Origin of the sequence: Dyella koreensis, from assembly GCF_044904565.1 — a bacterium.
Classification (GTDB): Bacteria; Pseudomonadota; Gammaproteobacteria; order Xanthomonadales; family Rhodanobacteraceae; genus Dyella_D; species Dyella_D koreensis.
Map to the genome: position 1 here is coordinate 368,931 of NZ_JADIKD010000012.1, position 16,077 is coordinate 385,007.

At 61.7% G+C, this 16,077-nt stretch carries 12 protein-coding genes; 5 read left to right on the forward strand and 7 right to left on the reverse strand.

The features are described 5' to 3' along the window. Nucleotides 1-16: 16 nt before the first annotated feature. The 4 genes from ISS97_RS16765 to ISS97_RS16780 all read right to left on the reverse strand — a co-directional run bounded on the left by ISS97_RS16765 (nt 17) and on the right by ISS97_RS16780 (nt 7,742). Nucleotides 17-2,446 carry a glycoside hydrolase family 2 TIM barrel-domain containing protein gene (locus ISS97_RS16765; RefSeq protein ID WP_379983464.1) on the reverse strand — a complete coding sequence of 810 codons (2,430 nt, stop codon included), beginning with the start codon at nt 2,444-2,446 and terminating at the stop codon, nt 17-19. A 192-nt stretch (nt 2,447-2,638) separates the two neighbouring features. Next, the gene (locus tag ISS97_RS16770) at nt 2,639-4,015 is read right to left on the reverse strand and encodes a glycoside hydrolase family 27 protein (RefSeq protein WP_379983462.1); all 1,377 of its coding nucleotides are present in this window, start codon (nt 4,013-4,015) and stop codon (nt 2,639-2,641) included. Nucleotides 4,016-4,089: 74 nt separating this feature from the next. Beyond that, nucleotides 4,090-6,348 (reverse strand): beta propeller repeat protein, encoded by a 2,259-nt coding sequence (locus tag ISS97_RS16775; protein ID WP_379983461.1) that lies wholly within the window; start codon nt 6,346-6,348, stop codon nt 4,090-4,092. An 869-nt stretch (nt 6,349-7,217) separates the two neighbouring features. Next, the gene (locus tag ISS97_RS16780; protein WP_379983460.1) at nt 7,218-7,742 is read right to left on the reverse strand and encodes a hypothetical protein; all 525 of its coding nucleotides are present in this window, start codon (nt 7,740-7,742) and stop codon (nt 7,218-7,220) included. A gap of 326 nt (nt 7,743-8,068) precedes the next feature. Between ISS97_RS16780 and ISS97_RS16785 the strand changes: the two genes are divergently transcribed. Beyond that, entirely contained in the window at nt 8,069-9,058 is a 990-nt protein-coding gene (locus ISS97_RS16785) for a serine hydrolase domain-containing protein (protein ID WP_379983459.1), read from the forward strand. A 165-nt stretch (nt 9,059-9,223) separates the two neighbouring features. Here ISS97_RS16785 and ISS97_RS21845 read toward each other — a convergent pair whose 3' ends face one another. Further along, a complete protein-coding gene (locus ISS97_RS21845) occupies nt 9,224-9,886 on the reverse strand; it encodes a GFA family protein (protein ID WP_449757862.1) in 663 nt (220 codons plus the stop codon). Between ISS97_RS21845 and ISS97_RS16790 the strand changes: the two genes are divergently transcribed. The 3 genes from ISS97_RS16790 to ISS97_RS16800 all read left to right on the forward strand — a co-directional run bounded on the left by ISS97_RS16790 (nt 9,885) and on the right by ISS97_RS16800 (nt 11,887). Next, nucleotides 9,885-10,250, forward strand: coding sequence for a YciI family protein (locus tag ISS97_RS16790; RefSeq protein WP_379983458.1), 366 nt, complete (start codon nt 9,885-9,887; stop codon nt 10,248-10,250). The two genes, ISS97_RS21845 and ISS97_RS16790, sit on opposite strands and share 2 nt — an antisense overlap. Next, the gene (locus ISS97_RS16795) at nt 10,250-11,488 is read left to right on the forward strand and encodes an RNA polymerase sigma factor (protein ID WP_379983457.1); all 1,239 of its coding nucleotides are present in this window, start codon (nt 10,250-10,252) and stop codon (nt 11,486-11,488) included. The genes ISS97_RS16790 and ISS97_RS16795 overlap by 1 nt, the downstream gene beginning before the upstream one ends. 183 nt (nt 11,489-11,671) lie before the next feature. After that, the gene (locus ISS97_RS16800) at nt 11,672-11,887 is read left to right on the forward strand and encodes a tautomerase family protein (RefSeq protein ID WP_379983456.1); all 216 of its coding nucleotides are present in this window, start codon (nt 11,672-11,674) and stop codon (nt 11,885-11,887) included. Between the two features lie 86 nt (nt 11,888-11,973). On the opposite strand, the gene ISS97_RS16805 is transcribed toward ISS97_RS16800, so the two are convergent. Beyond that, a complete protein-coding gene (locus ISS97_RS16805) occupies nt 11,974-13,257 on the reverse strand; it encodes an SGNH/GDSL hydrolase family protein (RefSeq protein ID WP_379983454.1) in 1,284 nt (427 codons plus the stop codon). Nucleotides 13,258-13,747: 490 nt separating this feature from the next. Then, on the reverse strand, nt 13,748-14,329 hold the full coding sequence (locus ISS97_RS16810; protein ID WP_379983452.1) for a cytochrome b: 582 nt from the start codon (nt 14,327-14,329) through the stop codon (nt 13,748-13,750). 370 nt (nt 14,330-14,699) lie between these two features. Between ISS97_RS16810 and ISS97_RS16815 the strand changes: the two genes are divergently transcribed. Continuing rightward, nucleotides 14,700-15,854: an acyltransferase family protein gene (locus tag ISS97_RS16815; RefSeq protein ID WP_379983451.1), complete on the forward strand. Its 1,155-nt coding sequence runs from the start codon at nt 14,700-14,702 to the stop codon at nt 15,852-15,854. The last annotated feature ends 223 nt before the right edge of the window (nt 15,855-16,077 follow it).

Here is a 16,077-nt window from a genome sequence, read left to right on the forward strand (position 1 = left end):
GTATCGCCTCTAGGTTTCAAGGCGATACGGCGTTGAGATTGATTTGTTGCGGCGGCAGTCCAGCAGCATCGACCTGCACCGTGACCGCTCCGGCATGCGTCGCCGCCTTGACGACGGCAACGACACGTCCATGAAACGTGCGTCGCTGTCCCGACTGAAAGCTGGAGGCATCATGCGGATCGCCATTGCCGATCCCCGCCAGCTGGCCGGCGCCGGCCACATGGAGGGTCACTTGCCGATCATGATTTTGCGCGTAGACCGGCACGCCGCTGGCATCGATGAGTTCCGCCGTCACGTATACGAGATCTTCGCCGTTCGCTCGAAATGGTGTCCGGTCGAGCGATAGCCGGACAGTCGCCGGCTCGCCTTCCGTCCGCAGCTCCCACCGTCCCGCCGCCTGGCCATCGCGATACCCAACCGCCACAAGACGCCCGGGCGCATAAGGAACCTGGTAGCTCGCCTTGTATTCGGTCGCCACATCGACCTTCTTGCGCCCGAGACTCTTGCCGTTGAGGAGAAGCTCCACTTCGGGGTACTCGGAATAGATCACCACCTCCAGCGGCTTTCCTTCCTGTCCCGGCCAGGTCCAGCTCGGATGAACGTCGTCCAGCGACCAATCGAGGTGCGGCGGCGTGATGGGAAACAGATGCCGATCGGGAAGGTCTTCGGTGCCAGGCGGCTGCTTGACGAAAGCCGATATCGGATCGATGCCGGTTTTCCACAGCACCTCCCGGTAATACGCCGCCGGTCGCTTGCGTCCGGTGGCGTCGATCTCGCCGCAGTAGGCCAGATGCCACGGATAGGGGCCAAGCTTCTGCCAGTCCTGGCTGTAGCCCATCCAGCCGATACCCGTTTCGCCGAGGTAATCGACGGCGGTCCAGACGAAATCGCCGAGGACCCAGGGCATGGTTTCCACGCTGCGCCAATACGTGAAGGCATCTTTCGGCGTGGACTCCGAGGTGAACATCACCCGTTCGGGAAACCGTCGATGGTCATCGGCAAACTCGTGCGCGTGGTAGTTGTAACCGGCTACGTCGAGCACAGCGAACTGCCCGTCGCTCTCGTGGCCGCCGGTGCTGACGGCCTGGGTGACTGGGCGGGTGGTGTCGAGGCGACGGACATGGGCGACCATCTGGCGAGCAGTTTCGATGCCCGGCTCAGTACCTTGTTCGGGGATTTCGTTGCCGATGCTCCAGAACACGACGCTGGGGTGATTGCGGCCGCTCAGCACGAGGCTGTCCAGATCAGCCCGCCAGTCCTCCTTGAAGAAGCGGGCATAGTCCATTGCCTTCTTGTTCTTGCTCCACGCATCGAATGCCTCGTCGACGACGAGCATGCCCAACGCATCCGCAGCATCGAGCGTCGCCTGACTGGCAGGATTGTGCGCGCTGCGGATGGCGTTGTAGCCGGCGCCCTTCATCAGCGCGACCTTGCGCGCGTCGGCATCGGGGAGGCCGGCGGCGCCCAGCATGTAGTTGTCGTGGTGGATGTTGCCGCCGCGTAGCACGAACTTTTTGCCGTTGATGCGCAGTCCGTTGGTTGCGTCGACGGCGATCGCGCGAATGCCGAAGCGTGTGCGGCGAATATCGGCGACGCCATCGCGAGTACGGATAGTCTGCTCGAGTACGTACAGATTGGGCGAGTCCGGCGACCACAATGCGGGTTCGCTCAGCTCGAACGTGATTTCGTCCGCGGTCTTGGCATGGGGCGCAAGCGTGGTTTGGCTGCTTTTCTGGACCACCGTCTTTCCGGACGGCGACACGATGCGCGAGACCACGTCCACGCCCTGGGTCTTCGCCGTGCCATTGGCGATGGCGAATTGCGCGATCACGCGGCCGGCCTCGCTGGTAGCCACGGGCGTGGTCACCTGGATGCTGTCCGGTTCGATATGCACGGGTGGCAGCAGTTCCAGTGTCGCGGGGCGGATCAGGCCCGAGCCGGCATACCAGCGCGACGACGGATCGGCGTGATCGACCCGGATGGCGAGCACATTGTCGCCGGCATGCACTTTGCCGGTCAGGTCGACGGCGAAGGCGCTATAGCCGTAATGATGCTTCTCTACGTGCTGGCCGTTGATCCACACGTCGGCGTCCATGTAGATCGCCTCGAAATGGACCAGCACGGTCTGCGCCGCATCCTGCGCATCGAGCGCCAAGTGACGCCGATACCAGCCGACGCCACCGGGGAGATAGCCCGAATCCTGTCCGCTGACCGCGTCGCGGTCGAAGGGCGGCGAGCCGTCGGGCTTGTCTTCGATGGACCAGTCGTGCGGCACGGATACTTGCCGCCACGAATGGTCGTCATAGGCAGCCAGTTCGGCGCCCTTGCTATCGCCGCGCTGAAATCGCCAGTCCTGCGACAAGCTGCGTTGCTCGGCGGCAGCCTGCGGCAAGAAAACGAAGGCGGCGATAGCTATGCAGAAGGCCCATCCATGCTTTGCGGTCATAAGCGGCTCGTAGGCGGCAACGGAGGCCAGCCCTGCGGGCAGGGCGCAGCGCCGGCTACGTTGAATCAGATCGCCAGGTGAGTCACTGGCGAAATACGGCGAAGTTCTTTACGAAATCCGCCGTTGCATCGCGACAGAATCAAGGGACCGCCAGCGCGGCAAGCGCGCCGCGATAGAGCCGGAAATCGCTTATCAGTCCATTGAAAGCGCTGGCCGCATGGCAAGCAATACGCACCCGTGGGCGGGCAGGTCGACGGCCATGCGCACGGATGCCTTCCGTTCGTGACCGCTCCACAGGTCGCGAGCGCGATAGCTGCCGGGGGTCAAGCCGAGCGCGCTCCATGCCGTGTCCAGCGTCACGGGCTTATCGTCCAGGTTGAATATCGCGAGATAGCGTTCGTCACCCTGGCCGGCCGCCACCCATACGCGCACGCGATCGAATCCTTTCGGTAGGCTAGTGACAGGATGATTGTCACGACTGGCCTGGTTGACGGCGATCACTTCCTTGTTGGTGATCAACCTGCGGGTGACGTCGTCCAGTCGGGTCAGATTGGCGCCCAGGATCAGCGGGGAGCGTGCGATGGCGTGCAATGTCAGCAGCGTGCGCTGCTCGTCCGGGGTCAGGCGCGATGGGCGTGGCGTGCCGAGGCCAGGGTGTGGCGCGAGCGTACCGATCGGCAGCATATCGGCATCGGGCCAATGGCCATTGCGGGCCTTGCCCGCCCATAGCGGCAGGCGATCGAAAACATCGCGAACGCCCATGGGGAAATCATTGTTGGGTTGCTCGTGGACGAACGACCAGCCATCCCAGACATCATTGGAGATGCGCCACATCTGTCCGTACTGCTGAATCTCAGCGGCATGCGACAACTGGGTCGGCCCGGGCGACAAGCTGAGCACGATCGGGCGTCCGGTCTTGCCGATCGCGGCGGCAATCTGGCGAATTTCGCTGATTCGGTAGGGATGGTCGGCGATGCAGTCGACCTTGAGAAAGTCCACGCCCCAGCGCGCGTACAAGGCCAGCATGGCGTCGTAATACGCTTGCCCGGCGGGCGTGTCGCGCACGCCGTAGTTGCTGTCGTCCCAAGGGCAAGTGTCCGCGGTGTCGGCCACATCCTTTGCATGGAAGCCGGAGCCGGCAACCGGCAGGTCGGCCGCTACGGCCTGCTTGGGAATGCCACGCACGATATGGATGCCGAACTTCAATCCCTTCGAATGCACCCAATCGGCCAGCGATTTGAAGCCTTGCCCATCGGACGCGGAGGGAAAACGGTTGAGCGCGGGGACCAGCAGGCCGTTTGCGTCCAGTGCGTAGTCCCGGCTCTGCAACGTGTCGCCGAAGGGATGGCGCATGTACCAGCCCTGGTCAATGACGGCGTAGGTCCAGCCATAGCCGTGCAATCCGGCGAGCACGGCGGCATTGGCCTTGAAATCGGCCTCGTCGATGGTGAGCCCGAACGAGTCCCAGCTGTTCCAACCCATCGGCGGGACAGGGCTGACGTCCTGTGCCTTCGCGCTGCCGGCCATGACCAGCAAGGTGAGCAGCACGGTCTGTATGCCGTTTCGCATGAGGTTTGCTCCTGTCGTGCCTCGCTCCTTCCCGAGGAAAGGAGCGAGGCACTTCTGCACGTGGTGATCCTGCGTCAGTTGGTGGAGGTGCCGTAGATGACTCCGCGTCCGCCATTCGTTCCCAGATACACCGTGCCGAATGTCCGCGGGTCGCCAACCACACGCGACACGCCACCCCACTGGTGCTGCGCGTCATTGATCTGCACCCAGGTCGCGCCAACGTCGACGGAGCGGAACAGTCCGGTGACGCCATTCACCGTGCCGGCGAGATAGATGGTCGGGTAGAACTTGCCGACCGCCGCCTTGCCGAAGCCGATCGACGTGGCGGCGCTGACCGTGGACGCACCCACCTGGCTCCAGTTCCAGCCGGAGCTCTGACTGCGATACAGGCCGGACTGCGTGGCGAGCCAGATGTCGCCCTGCACGCCGGTGACGGTGACGGCCTGGCTGGTCTGCCACGACGGCACCACGGGCAGGCCCGAGGTGGTCGACGCGTACCAGCTCGCACCCTTGTCGGAGCTGCTGAAGAAGGTGCCCGTCGCCTGATTCCAGGCGTAGAACAAATTGCCGTTGATACCGTCGGACAACACCTGTGCGCCGATCGGCAAGCTGGCCATGCCGTTGGCGGAGGGATAGGAGAGGGTATGCCAGGTGCTGCCGTGATCCGTGGAGGCCACCGGCGCCACATCCGACGGCGACCACATGATCGTGCCTGCGTCGGCGGAGATCGCCACCGTGCCGCTACCCTTGGTGGAACCTGCCTGGTTGGCGAATGGCGACCAGCTCTTGCCGCCATCGGTCGACCACGCGCCGTACACGTTGTTGCTGGAGTTGCCACCACTGCCCACACGCACGAGCGTCAGCGGCGCGTTCTTCGCGAAATCCAGGCCCGTGCCATTGCCGCAGAGAGGGTTGGTGACCTGGGTGGCGGGGGCGGTATTGAGATCGTTATGCACGAAACCGCAGACGTCGCCCAGGGCGCTGATCAACGGTGCGCCGGCGGTCGGCGAGAGCAACCCCAGTACCGCCGTTTCCTCGATGCCTTTGGCGCCGACGCTCCAGTGGGTGGGCTGACCGGCGTCCGCCGCGGTGAGGTCAGCGCTGCTCCAGATGCCGCCGCCGAAGCCATACATCGCATGCCCGGAATCGAAGGGATCGATGACCACCTCGCCCCAGTTGCCGAACGGCGCCTGGGTTTTGCCTGGCGGCACGATCCATGGCGACGCACTGGAGTCGCGCACCGCGCTACTGCCTACGTCCTTCCACGTCGAACCGCCGTCGGTGCTGCGGTACATGGTGTCGTCCGGCCACCAGTGATCCATCGTCATCACCACCAGCGTGCTGGGCCGCGCCGGATCCACCGCCAGACCGCTGAAGCCGGACGGATAGTTGTAGGGATCGGTCGGCGTGATGTTCCGCCAGGTGCCCAGGCCGATGCTGTACTTCCAGACCTGTCCCGCGGACATGCCGTTGGGCCCGACGGCATTGCCATACGTGATGTACAGACTGCCGTCCGGACCGATCAGGCCGCGCTGCGGCATGAGGCCGGCCGGGCCGCCGGCTATCGGCGCCCAGGTCACGCCACCATCGGCGCTTTTGTAGAGCGTCACGGCAGCCGTGCCGGTGGACACGCCGGCAAACAAGATCTTGGTGGGCGAACCGCTCGTGCTGGAAGGCTTGTAGAAGGCGAGGAACGCCACGCCAGCCCCCGTGCCATCGTTCGATAGGGCGGTGAACCCACTCACCCTCGACCAGGTGCTGCCGCTATCCGTGCTGGTCCACAAGCCGTTCGTGCTGGCCTGATTATTCTCGTTGGAGGTTCCATAGAACAGGATCGATCCCTTGTTCGGATCCACCTGCAGACGCTCGCCCACATTGCGCCCGTCCTCATTACCGCCGATGCGGAAGCTGAGCGGATGCGCGGTGAAATGTGCACCCTGGTCAGACGACACGAGCATCGCACCATTGGCGCCCCAGGATGACGTATACAAACCCGTCGCCAGATAAAGCATGTTCGGGTTGGACGGATCGATGGCGATGCTGTTGATGCCCATCCACTGCGTATTCTCCGGCGACGTGCCGTCGTTGAGCGGCACCCAGGCGGAGGTCATCGAATTGTAGCGATAGGCCCCGCCGACGTCGGTACGCGCATAGAACAGCCCTTGCTGCTTGGGATGCGCAATGATGCCGTCGACGTATCCGCCGGCCACGATCTGCACGTTGTTCCAGGTGTAGGTCGGCGCCGATGACTGCGCAAACGCGGCCATCGGCGGCAGCGCAAGCGTGCCAAAAGCAAGCGCGCAGGCGACGGCCCGCGATATGAGTTTCTGCATGAATCCTCCAGATTGATATCGGCTCGCCGCGGTGTTCCGACGCTGCTGATCCATCAGGGCGGGGCGCATGCAGGCGAACCATTGCGCCGTTTTGAATGCAGCGAAAGAAACCGTTCGCCGCGTGCTTCGCGAAAGAGGAGGCACGTTATGTCGCGCCACATTTCATTCGCCTGTCCACACGGTGACGAACGAACGACATCGGATGGCAGCGTGAGATGCCACACGCCATGCACTTGTATGAAGCTGAGGCAGGATCTTGTGCATACATCACGTCTCTCTCTCACGCATCGGCACTCTATGCGCATTGCGCTGCACGCGGCATTGCGAAGAACATCAATCGCGATTGCGAAAATTGAAACTCGGCGACAGAAATCTTGTGCTCGCGAAGACAATGTGATCAGCATCACCCACCGAAGGTGAAGATGTTCCGTTTGGCGCAATTTCTCGCGTCGCGGACTCGCCACTCGCCACTCGCGCAAGCGCACGGGTGCCATCGCGAGTGGCATCGCGAGTGGCATCGCGAGTGGCATCGCGAGTGGCATCGCTGTAGTTCGGCACGCGCGATCCGAGGGAATGGCGGGACGGCGCACCGAATCTTTATACGATGAGAGAGCGTTATTCGAGTAGGCAGGGGCAGCTTTCGAGTCGAAGTGGATACTCGAAATGCCATTAAGCATCGACGACACCAAGAAAGACTACGAGTGCATCAAAGTTGTGGCAGTCGAATTCGTACCGCGCGCCTCAATCACAGCATGCGCCTGGTCACGCCGTCGCGGTTGATCACCAGATGTTCTAGCCCCTGAAATTGGTGGCCAATGCGCATGAGAAATGCCCCAGGACAGTTATCTCGCTGACGTTGATGTCGCCAACTACGCTCCACGCAAAAACTGATAGCGACTCCTACGCAAAGGTGGCTTACCGCTTCGAATCTCCTGTTTTTCCATCGACAACGTCGAGTCGCTGAATTCAAAGCGATAGCGCGCCAGCATGTCGCCTTCGTTGAATTCGGCCAACAGGACGATGGCTGACGCTTTTTCTTCTATGGAGACGATCTTCCCTTGCCGGGAATCGGGCTGGCCGTCTGACTTGCTGTTCCAGGTAACCGCCTTGCCGTCGATATCGAAGCGCAGGCGTTCGTAGGAATAGACCGTTTTTCCGGGGCCGTCATCATGAACGTATGAGAGTGTGATTTCGTCAGGGGCGCTAAGCGCAACGTAGAGGCGTGTGGGTAGTGTGACTTCTTTATGAGGTGCGCCGTAATCAATATAGGTCAGAGTGCCTTTCCACTCGCCCTGGACGTTGCGAAGTACGTAGATGGGTGCCGGGTCGTAGAGCGCTTTCACGCTAAAGGCGGAGAGTAGCAATGCCAGTAAGAGCGCTATTCGATAGGCCATGACGTGGAGTTCCTACAGGAGAGGGCTGGGATCAGGTCATTAGGATGCGGCGAGCGCTGGAATCGTTTAAAGGCATCCTGGGCTCGAGGCGACTACCGCTTCGGCCGGCAACCCTGACGAGTGCCTGCCGGCGTCGACCAACTTCCGGCACTTATCGCTTAGCCCACCTTCCCTCGATAAGGATGTGCGAACCGATGCGCACGCATCCGGACGAAGGGAAGGGCATGACCGCAATGGTGAACAGGCGACGTTTCGTACAGGGCATGGCTGGTGCGCTCACTGGCCTTTGGCTGACACCTTCACTCTTGGCGAGCGCGCCAAAGAGCATGCGGGCCACCGTTGACGATTTCGTCCAGACCAACGGCTTCCATGGCGTCATCCATCTCGTGCGCAACCGGCGCGTGGTGCTGTCTGAGGCCTTCGGCATGGCCGACGTGGAAGCAGGGCGCCGCGCCACGTTGGATACGCTGTATCCACTGGCCTCGATCACCAAGTGGATAGCCTCGGTTACTGCATTGCGTCTGGTCGACCAGGGCAAGCTGACGCTCGACAGTGCCATTGTCGATTACCTCGCCGACTATCGCTCCGATACCGGCGCCAAGGTGAAACTCAAACACCTGCTGTCCAACAGTAGCGGCATCCCCAATGGCTTCACGCCCCAGGTGAAGGCCGATCCCAGCTTATGGACCCGCACATTCAGCACCGGCGATGCGATCAAGGCCTTCTGTTCCGGCGACCTCACCTTCGAGCCGGGCAGCCGCTTCTCCTATGACCTCACCAACTGGATTCTGGTCAAGGGCATCATCGAAAACGTCACCGGCAAGGAGTTCGCAGAAGCGGTCGACGCGCTCACGCTCGCTCCGCTTGGGTTGAAGCACATCCTGCCGCGCTATGCCGAGGAGGTCCGTTCAAGCATCGCTGCCGGTTATGCCTCCATCGATCCGCCGATGCGGAAGATGAAACCGCAACTGGTCTATATGGTGGCGTCTGGCGGGTATTGCGGAACCGCCGCGGACCTGGTGCGCGCCGCTGAGAGCGTGTACGGCGACTCGTTCCTCCGTGCCGAGTCGCGCAAGGCGCTCGGCACGATCCTGGTACCGACGGAATCCTATGCATTGGGCGGACGTATCAGGACGGTGCAGATCGACGGCACGCCGCAAGCCTTCGCATGGGAGACGGGGCGGACCGATGGCTATCGCTCGTTGCTCGCACACCGGCTGGACGGGCAGTCCACCCTTGTACTGCTCAACAATACCGACCTGAGCCAGAAAACCATCGACCTGTTCGCCGAAGCGCTGTTCGGCAGCATTCGGTGAAGTGGCCACGCTCACGCAATGGCCATTTCTCTAACGTCTTGTTCACCAGGACGTGATACCACCCACCACTGAACCAGATGATGGGATCCTCCAGATCGGCCAAGGCGTCCTGCGGCAAGCCAGGCATGTCGCGATAAACGAGTCCTTTATGAAATCCACCACAGGCTATCTTCCGATCCATCTGGCGAAGCCGGCGAGCACCAGTCCGCCCATCAATGACATGGGGTAGCCCCGATAGCAGGGGAGGTCGGCCGGGACTGCGCCATCCGGCATGGACCCGGTGCAGACCCGCATCCGAACCGCTGGTACCTCGCCGTCGAAGCGCGCGCGGTTCATGGAGACCCAGTGCTTGGCGTCATCGAAACCGAGATACATCATTGCGTTGCAGCAGGCTGCCACGTATCGCGTCGTCGGTGATGTGGAGCTGAGCTTGAGTCCGCGCAGCAGTTCGCCGCCCCGGACGGGACGCATGCGGTCCTTGCGTAGAACGAGGAAGGCGGTGCCCCCGCATGCATCCAGGATAGGCGGGGCACCCGGCAGGCCCTCGATCTGCCTTGCAGCCGCCTGGCAATCCGAACAATGGCACGCAACCGCGGCGATCGGCCGACCGCGGGTCTCGAGCAAAACGCCTCCACAGGCACAGGACGACTGAAAGCAGGGCTGGGGCAGCATCGCATGGGCTCCTCTGGCAACGGGATGACACCGATGGTCGCCAGAGTCACAACCTGTTCGACAGGTCCAAAGAATATTTTTCGACCATGTCGAAACGGGCCGTCCTGGATCGACTAGTAATCGATGCGGGAATTTCAACAAGGAGCAAGTCACCATGCGCTACGTGTGCCTGATCTATTTCGATCCGAAGAAAATGTTCGACGGGAGTGCCGAATCCAATGCGGTGCTCGACGCGGCCGGGGTGCACGGCCAGACCCTGAAGGCCAATGGCCAGCTGATCTTCGCCCAGCCGCTCGCACTGCCGGGCGAAGCGATGACCGTGCAAGTGCGCGACGCCAAGATGTCCGCGACCGACGGCCCTTTCATGGAAACCAAGGAAATGCTGGGTGGCCTGGTAGTTATCGAAGCGCCCGACCTCAATGCGGCGGTGCAGATCGCGGCCGGCATGCCTTTCGCCACACGGGGATCCATCGAGGTGCGGCCGGTTCCTGATTACACCAAACCACGCCCGGTACTGTGATGGAGCCAGGCGCGTACGTTGCCCTCGAGGCCGCCTATCGCAACGAAGCGCGCCGCGTCCGGGCCACGCTGATCCGGCTCCTGGGAAACTTCGAAACGGTCGAAGAAGCCCTCCATGAGGCTTTCGCGGCCGCCGCCGACCGCTGGCCCAAGGAGGGCGTTCCAGCGAACCCTTACGGCTGGCTGGTCTCTGTCGGCCGGTTCAAGACCATCGACCGCTGGCGCCGCGAAGGGCGGCTCGCGCAGGCGCTGCTCGCAGTGGCTCCGTTCGCCGAGGCCAGTCCCGAACCCGCGATGCCCGAAGTGATCGAGGACGACGAACTGCGGCTGATCTTCATGTGCTGCCATCCGATATTGCCGCCGGATGCGAGGATCGCCCTGACACTGCGCGAAGTGGCCGGGCTCGCGACCGAAGTGATCGCCCGCGCCTATCTCGTGCCCGCGCCGACGATCGGACAGCGCATCGTGCGCGCCAAGGCAAAGATCCGCGAAGCGCGGCTACCTTACGAAGCTCCAGCGCCCAGTGATGTGCCGGCCCGCCTGGAATCCGTGCTCAAGGTGATCTACCTGGTCTTTAACGAGGGATACACCGCCACGGAAGGCGACGCACTGATGCGACCGGTACTTTGCGACGAAGCATTACGCCTCGGGCAATTGGCGGCCGGGTTGCTGCCGGAGCCGGAAACCCAGGGCCTCCTGGCGCTGATGTTGCTGCATGATTCGCGCCGGGCGGCCCGCGCCGATGCGGCAGGCGATCTCGTGCTCATGGAAGATCAGGATCGTTCGCTCTGGGACAGAGAGCGCATTGACGAAGCCCGCCGTTTCATCGCGGACGCCCTCGCTCAACGAAAGGCAGGACCCTACCTGCTGCAAGCCTTGATTGCGGCAGTGCATGCGGAAGCAGAGAGCATCGACCGTACCGACTGGTCACGGGTGATAGCGCTCTACGATGTTCTCTGCCAGATGGAACCATCGCCGGTGGCGGCGCTTAACCGGGCAGCGGCGATCGCCATGCGCGATGGGCCGGAAACAGGGCTCGCCGCGATCGATGCGGTAACGGCCGCAGGTGAACTCGAACACTATGTCTATGCTCACGCGACGCGGGCCGACGTACTTCGCCGGCTCGGTCGAGTGGATGACGCGCGCGCATCCTACGGACGGGCACTGGCACTCACGCGTCAATCGGCCGAGCAGCGATTTCTGCAGCGCCGACTTGCGTCCCTTGAGTCAACGGCTTGACCGGATGCCGAACCAGGGCATGCCATCGACCGGCGATTACTCAGGGTGATTGAATACAGATATCCATCTAGCGTTATTTATGCGCGCCGACTGGAGCATCAACCTACCTCACGCATCCCGCCCCAGTGGCATGGCCTACAAAGGCGGGGCGCAAACCTGTTCCGTTCACATGAGGATCGCCCAGTGCCGTTTGCCAACTTCAAATTTCCCGAGGGTGTCATCGATGCCGCTCGCAAGGAAGAAATCATCCATCGAACGACCGCGATGTTCGTCGAGTATTTTGGCGAGGGCGTCAGGCCTTACTCCATGGTGCTCGTCGAAGAAGTCACAGACGGTGGCTGGGGGAGGGCGGATGAAACCCTGACGCTGGCCAAGATGGGGCTTCCGCCAAAGAAATAGTCCTGGGCCCACCATGGGCGAGCAGGGCGGACGCCGCCAATACAGACGCCGCCCTGCAATCATCAGGTGCTTGCTGCTGTCGAATATCAGTTTTCGAGCACGCCAAGATCAATGGAGTTCGCCATCGCCTGGTACCCAACATCGTTGGGGTGCAAATGATCGCCACTGTCGTAAGTGGGCAATAGGGCGGTGGGATTGGACGGGTCTCGCACGACCTGGTCGAAATCGAGTACGCCATCGGCGCCGTTCGCCGAGCGCACGAAGGCGTTGACGGCCTCGCGCTTCATTTCCCCTGCGGCGTCGTAATACGAAGCGCCGTTGTATGGGGTTATGGTCCCCAGGTAAATCTTGATCCCGCTGGCTTTCGCCTGGGCGATGGTAGCCTGCATGGCCGCGATGATTTGATCGGCGGAAACATTTTGCTGCGGAATGAGCTCGCCGAGGCCGATGTCGTTGATGCCCAGCAGGATCATGACGTGGGTCGCGCCCGAAACACCGGCAACGTCGTGGGCGAATCGCGTCACACCGGCAGGGCCGACACCGTCGTAGATCCAGCGGTTACCGGCGATGGCGGCATTGACCACGCTCACACGGCCCAGGTCTTCAGCAGCGGCCTGCACGCGATTGTCGAGATCGTTGGGCCAGCGGCGGTTGGCACTGGCGGTCGAGCCGTATCCGTCGGTGATCGAGTCGCCGAACGCCACGACCACCTTGTACGGATGTGCCGCCAGGTCGGTGACGCCGTCCGATGCGCCGGCTGTCGATGCATCGACCTCACTGAGCCAGAAGTACACGCTCGTCGTGGTGGCGTTACCCATCACGGTGGCGCCCGTCTGATTGCCTGGCGAGAGGTAATTGGTTTGCATGCCTATCGTGTGGGTGGTGACGACGGGCGTGTTCAGCGGCACATACAGGCTGACCGCCAGATCCGAATGCGTGGGCACCTGCAGGTAGACCGGGTCGCTCCATCGTTCTTCGCCGGGCGCGAGCGTTACGTTGCCTACGCCGCCGAATCGAAGCGTGCGATTAGTGGCGGGATCGATGCCGCCGTTGCCCGTACTGCGTGCAACCCTGGCTTCGGCGAACGTGACGGGGGTGGTTCCGAAGAAATTAGACAGCTTGATGCGGATCAGGCTGCCGCCATGCGATGTGTGGACAATCTGGCGGACCGACTGGTTCGAGATGGCGAGAGGCGGAACGGTGACGCCAGGGAAAATGATGTTGTAGTCCTGTGGTGCCGCATACCAGGTGGCGAACCACGGTGGTTGAACGCAGGCTGCCGACAAGAGCACAGCCAACGCCATGCAGGCGATGACTCTTCCGAACAAATAAAAGGTGCGAGTGCCTCTCTGGGATACGCGCTTACTCATGACCATTTCTCCTTGATGGTGATTTGCACGTGTGTTGCTGAGGGCGTTTCGACTTAGGGGCAGGCAAAAGGCGTCAAGCCGCCCTGGCGGTCGGTCACGCGACAACGTTCTTGAGTACTTGTGGGGAGCGGGCGTTCTATCGCCCGTCGTGTGGTGAATTCGTTATGAAAGGCGGCATTAAGCCGTTAGCAGGATGACTGAATTTCAATCCTGCGATAGCGATCACCTTTTGCCGTACAGAGCAGGATTTTCGCCGCGCTGATTGGCCTCTAAGAGGGGCATATGCAGCGGTGCATCGGCAAAGCCAATACCGTTCTCCGCAGCAATGCGGTGAGCTTCAATCCATGCACCGGCCTCGGCATGGCGATCATCAGGATCACGCTGAAGCTCTCGATCACACCGGCATCGATCTGGTGTCCGCTCACGTACTCGTGGCAGCACTACGCCTGGGCGAAGCGTGTGGCGTCCGAACGCGATTCGCGTCTACGACTCACAGCATGCGTTTGGCCACGCCGTCGCGGTTGATCACCAGATGTTTTAGTACCGCGCCGAAATGGAGGAGCAGCAGGAGGCCCAGCGCCACGACGAGACCGATATGGATTCTCCCGAACAGAACGCGCAGTGACTCGTTGGTCGAAAAAAGATCAGGCCAATTCCACAGGCCAAAAAAACTGACCGCGTGATTTCCCGCGACACGATGAGCGTAACCAGATAAAGGTAGCGCCAACATCGCCAAATAAAGCAGTCCATGCACACTGTGCGCCACCCATGCCTGCCAGGCTGGAATGCTGCCCGGCAGCGGCGGTGGACGGTGACCAGCGCGCCAGATCATCCGCGCTACGGCCAGCCATAACACCAATGCACCGATCGAGCCGTGCCAGAACAAGATGCCGTTCCATTCCGGCGACGTATGAGCGTAGCCGGGGAAATGCTCCATGCGCAGACCAACGACGAAGTTCGTCAGGATGAACAGCGCCGCCAGCCAATGCAGGACTTTGGCAGTGCGTGTGTAGTTCGCGGTAGAACGTGTTTGAGCCGACATAGGTGCAAGGGCCTTGTTGAATGAACTCAACGCCAAGCCATTCAACGCGAGGCGATATCAACATAACCACGATGCGGCCCGTTTTATTCCGGTGGATTTCGATGGCGCCGGATGGGCCGCTTCCAGCCATGTCATGGGTCCGCCATTGCGGGCAGTCAGACGCGGCGCGATCACCATGGCTGGATTGATCCGCGGCCACCGATCCAAAGCGGTTGCGCACCGTAGCGCAACCTTTCATCACACCTGGGGCACTCACTCAAATCAGTCAGTACTGAGCCGATCGGGACTGAAAGGCATCATCCGAGCCAGATCGTGGCGGGCAAGGCATTCATGGCCCATCGCTCCGCCACGTCGGCCACCGCAACGGCAATCCAATGGGCGAAGAAGCAGGCTCACGCGGATGGGCACACAAAAGCACAAGCTGGAATGGATTCAAGCGCTGAGGGGACTCGCCGCGCTCATGGTGGTCATGGTCCACAGCCGCAGCATATTGATGGGTACGGCGGCGGGGAAAGGCGTGGCTGACCATGTGCTGCTGCCCATGGCCATGGGTGTGGATCTGTTCTTCATCATCAGCGGCTTTCTGATGGTGTGGACCACCCGGGACTTCGATGGAAGCAACGCCTACCTATGGAAATTCCTGATCAAGCGGTTCGCCAGGATCTGGCCATTACTTGCGGTGATGACGCCCGTCGCACTGGTGGTAGAGCATGGTCCCGGAGGATTGCTCGACCGCACTCTTGTGCTTTCGTACCTGGAAGGGCTGGCCTTCATTCCCCACAACCCCGACGCGTCGGGCATCTACTTTCAGATGGCCGTGGGCGTCGCCTGGACGCTGTGTTTCGAGTGGTACTTCTACCTGCTGTTCGCCGCGTCCATGGTCTTTGGCCGATGGCGTTACGTGGCCATGGCTGCATGGTTTGCCTTGACTCTGGTGGTGATTCCGCTCGACCGAGGCGGCCACACCTTGCATGTGGCCGAGCAGCCCCTGGTGGCGTGGTCCAGGTACGCCAATCTCGCCATCAATCCGATTGTCTGGGATTTTGTGGGCGGCATGGCGGCGGGCTGGCTCTACGGTTCCCGCTTCAGGATCGGATCGACTGCGATGATCTATGCCTCAGCGGCGATACTTCTGGCTTTGCTGTGGCTGGCCTGGCAGCCGTTGGGGATGGTGAACTTCTTCGGCCCGCAAGGGTGGGGTGCGCCACTGACCATTCTGTTCGTCGGCATCGCGTTACTGGCCAAGACCGACGCGATCAAGGTTCCCAGGTGGTCCGTATGGATGGGCGCCATTTCCTATTCCCTCTATCTGGTTCACGTCTACGTCTTCGAAGTCCTGCAGCGCATCGCCATCCTGACCCCCTTGAGCCATCCCGCCTTCGAGATCACGCTCTTCCTGACCCGTCCGGTGGTCGCCGTGATCTGCGCCTGGGTCGTATTCCGCTACGTGGAATCCCCGCTGTCCGCTTGGACACGTGAGCGATTGTTGAGTCTGCGTATGCCTTGGGGCATTCAGGCGGAAGGCACGACCACTGAACTCAGTAACCACTCATAAGTTGGACTCCCGCCTTCGCGTTGCCAATGACGGGCAGCGAGAGATGGCTCAGCATGATGCGTCGCATTGGGTGCGACATCACGGGTTGAGATCTCTTCATAGCCCTGGGTTCTGGCTGACCCACGTTTTCGCATAACTGGGTCAATGGCGACCCAGCGTTGAAGAGACGCATCCCTCAACAGGCGCATTTCCATCGCTTTCACGGCCATCTCGGCATGGCACG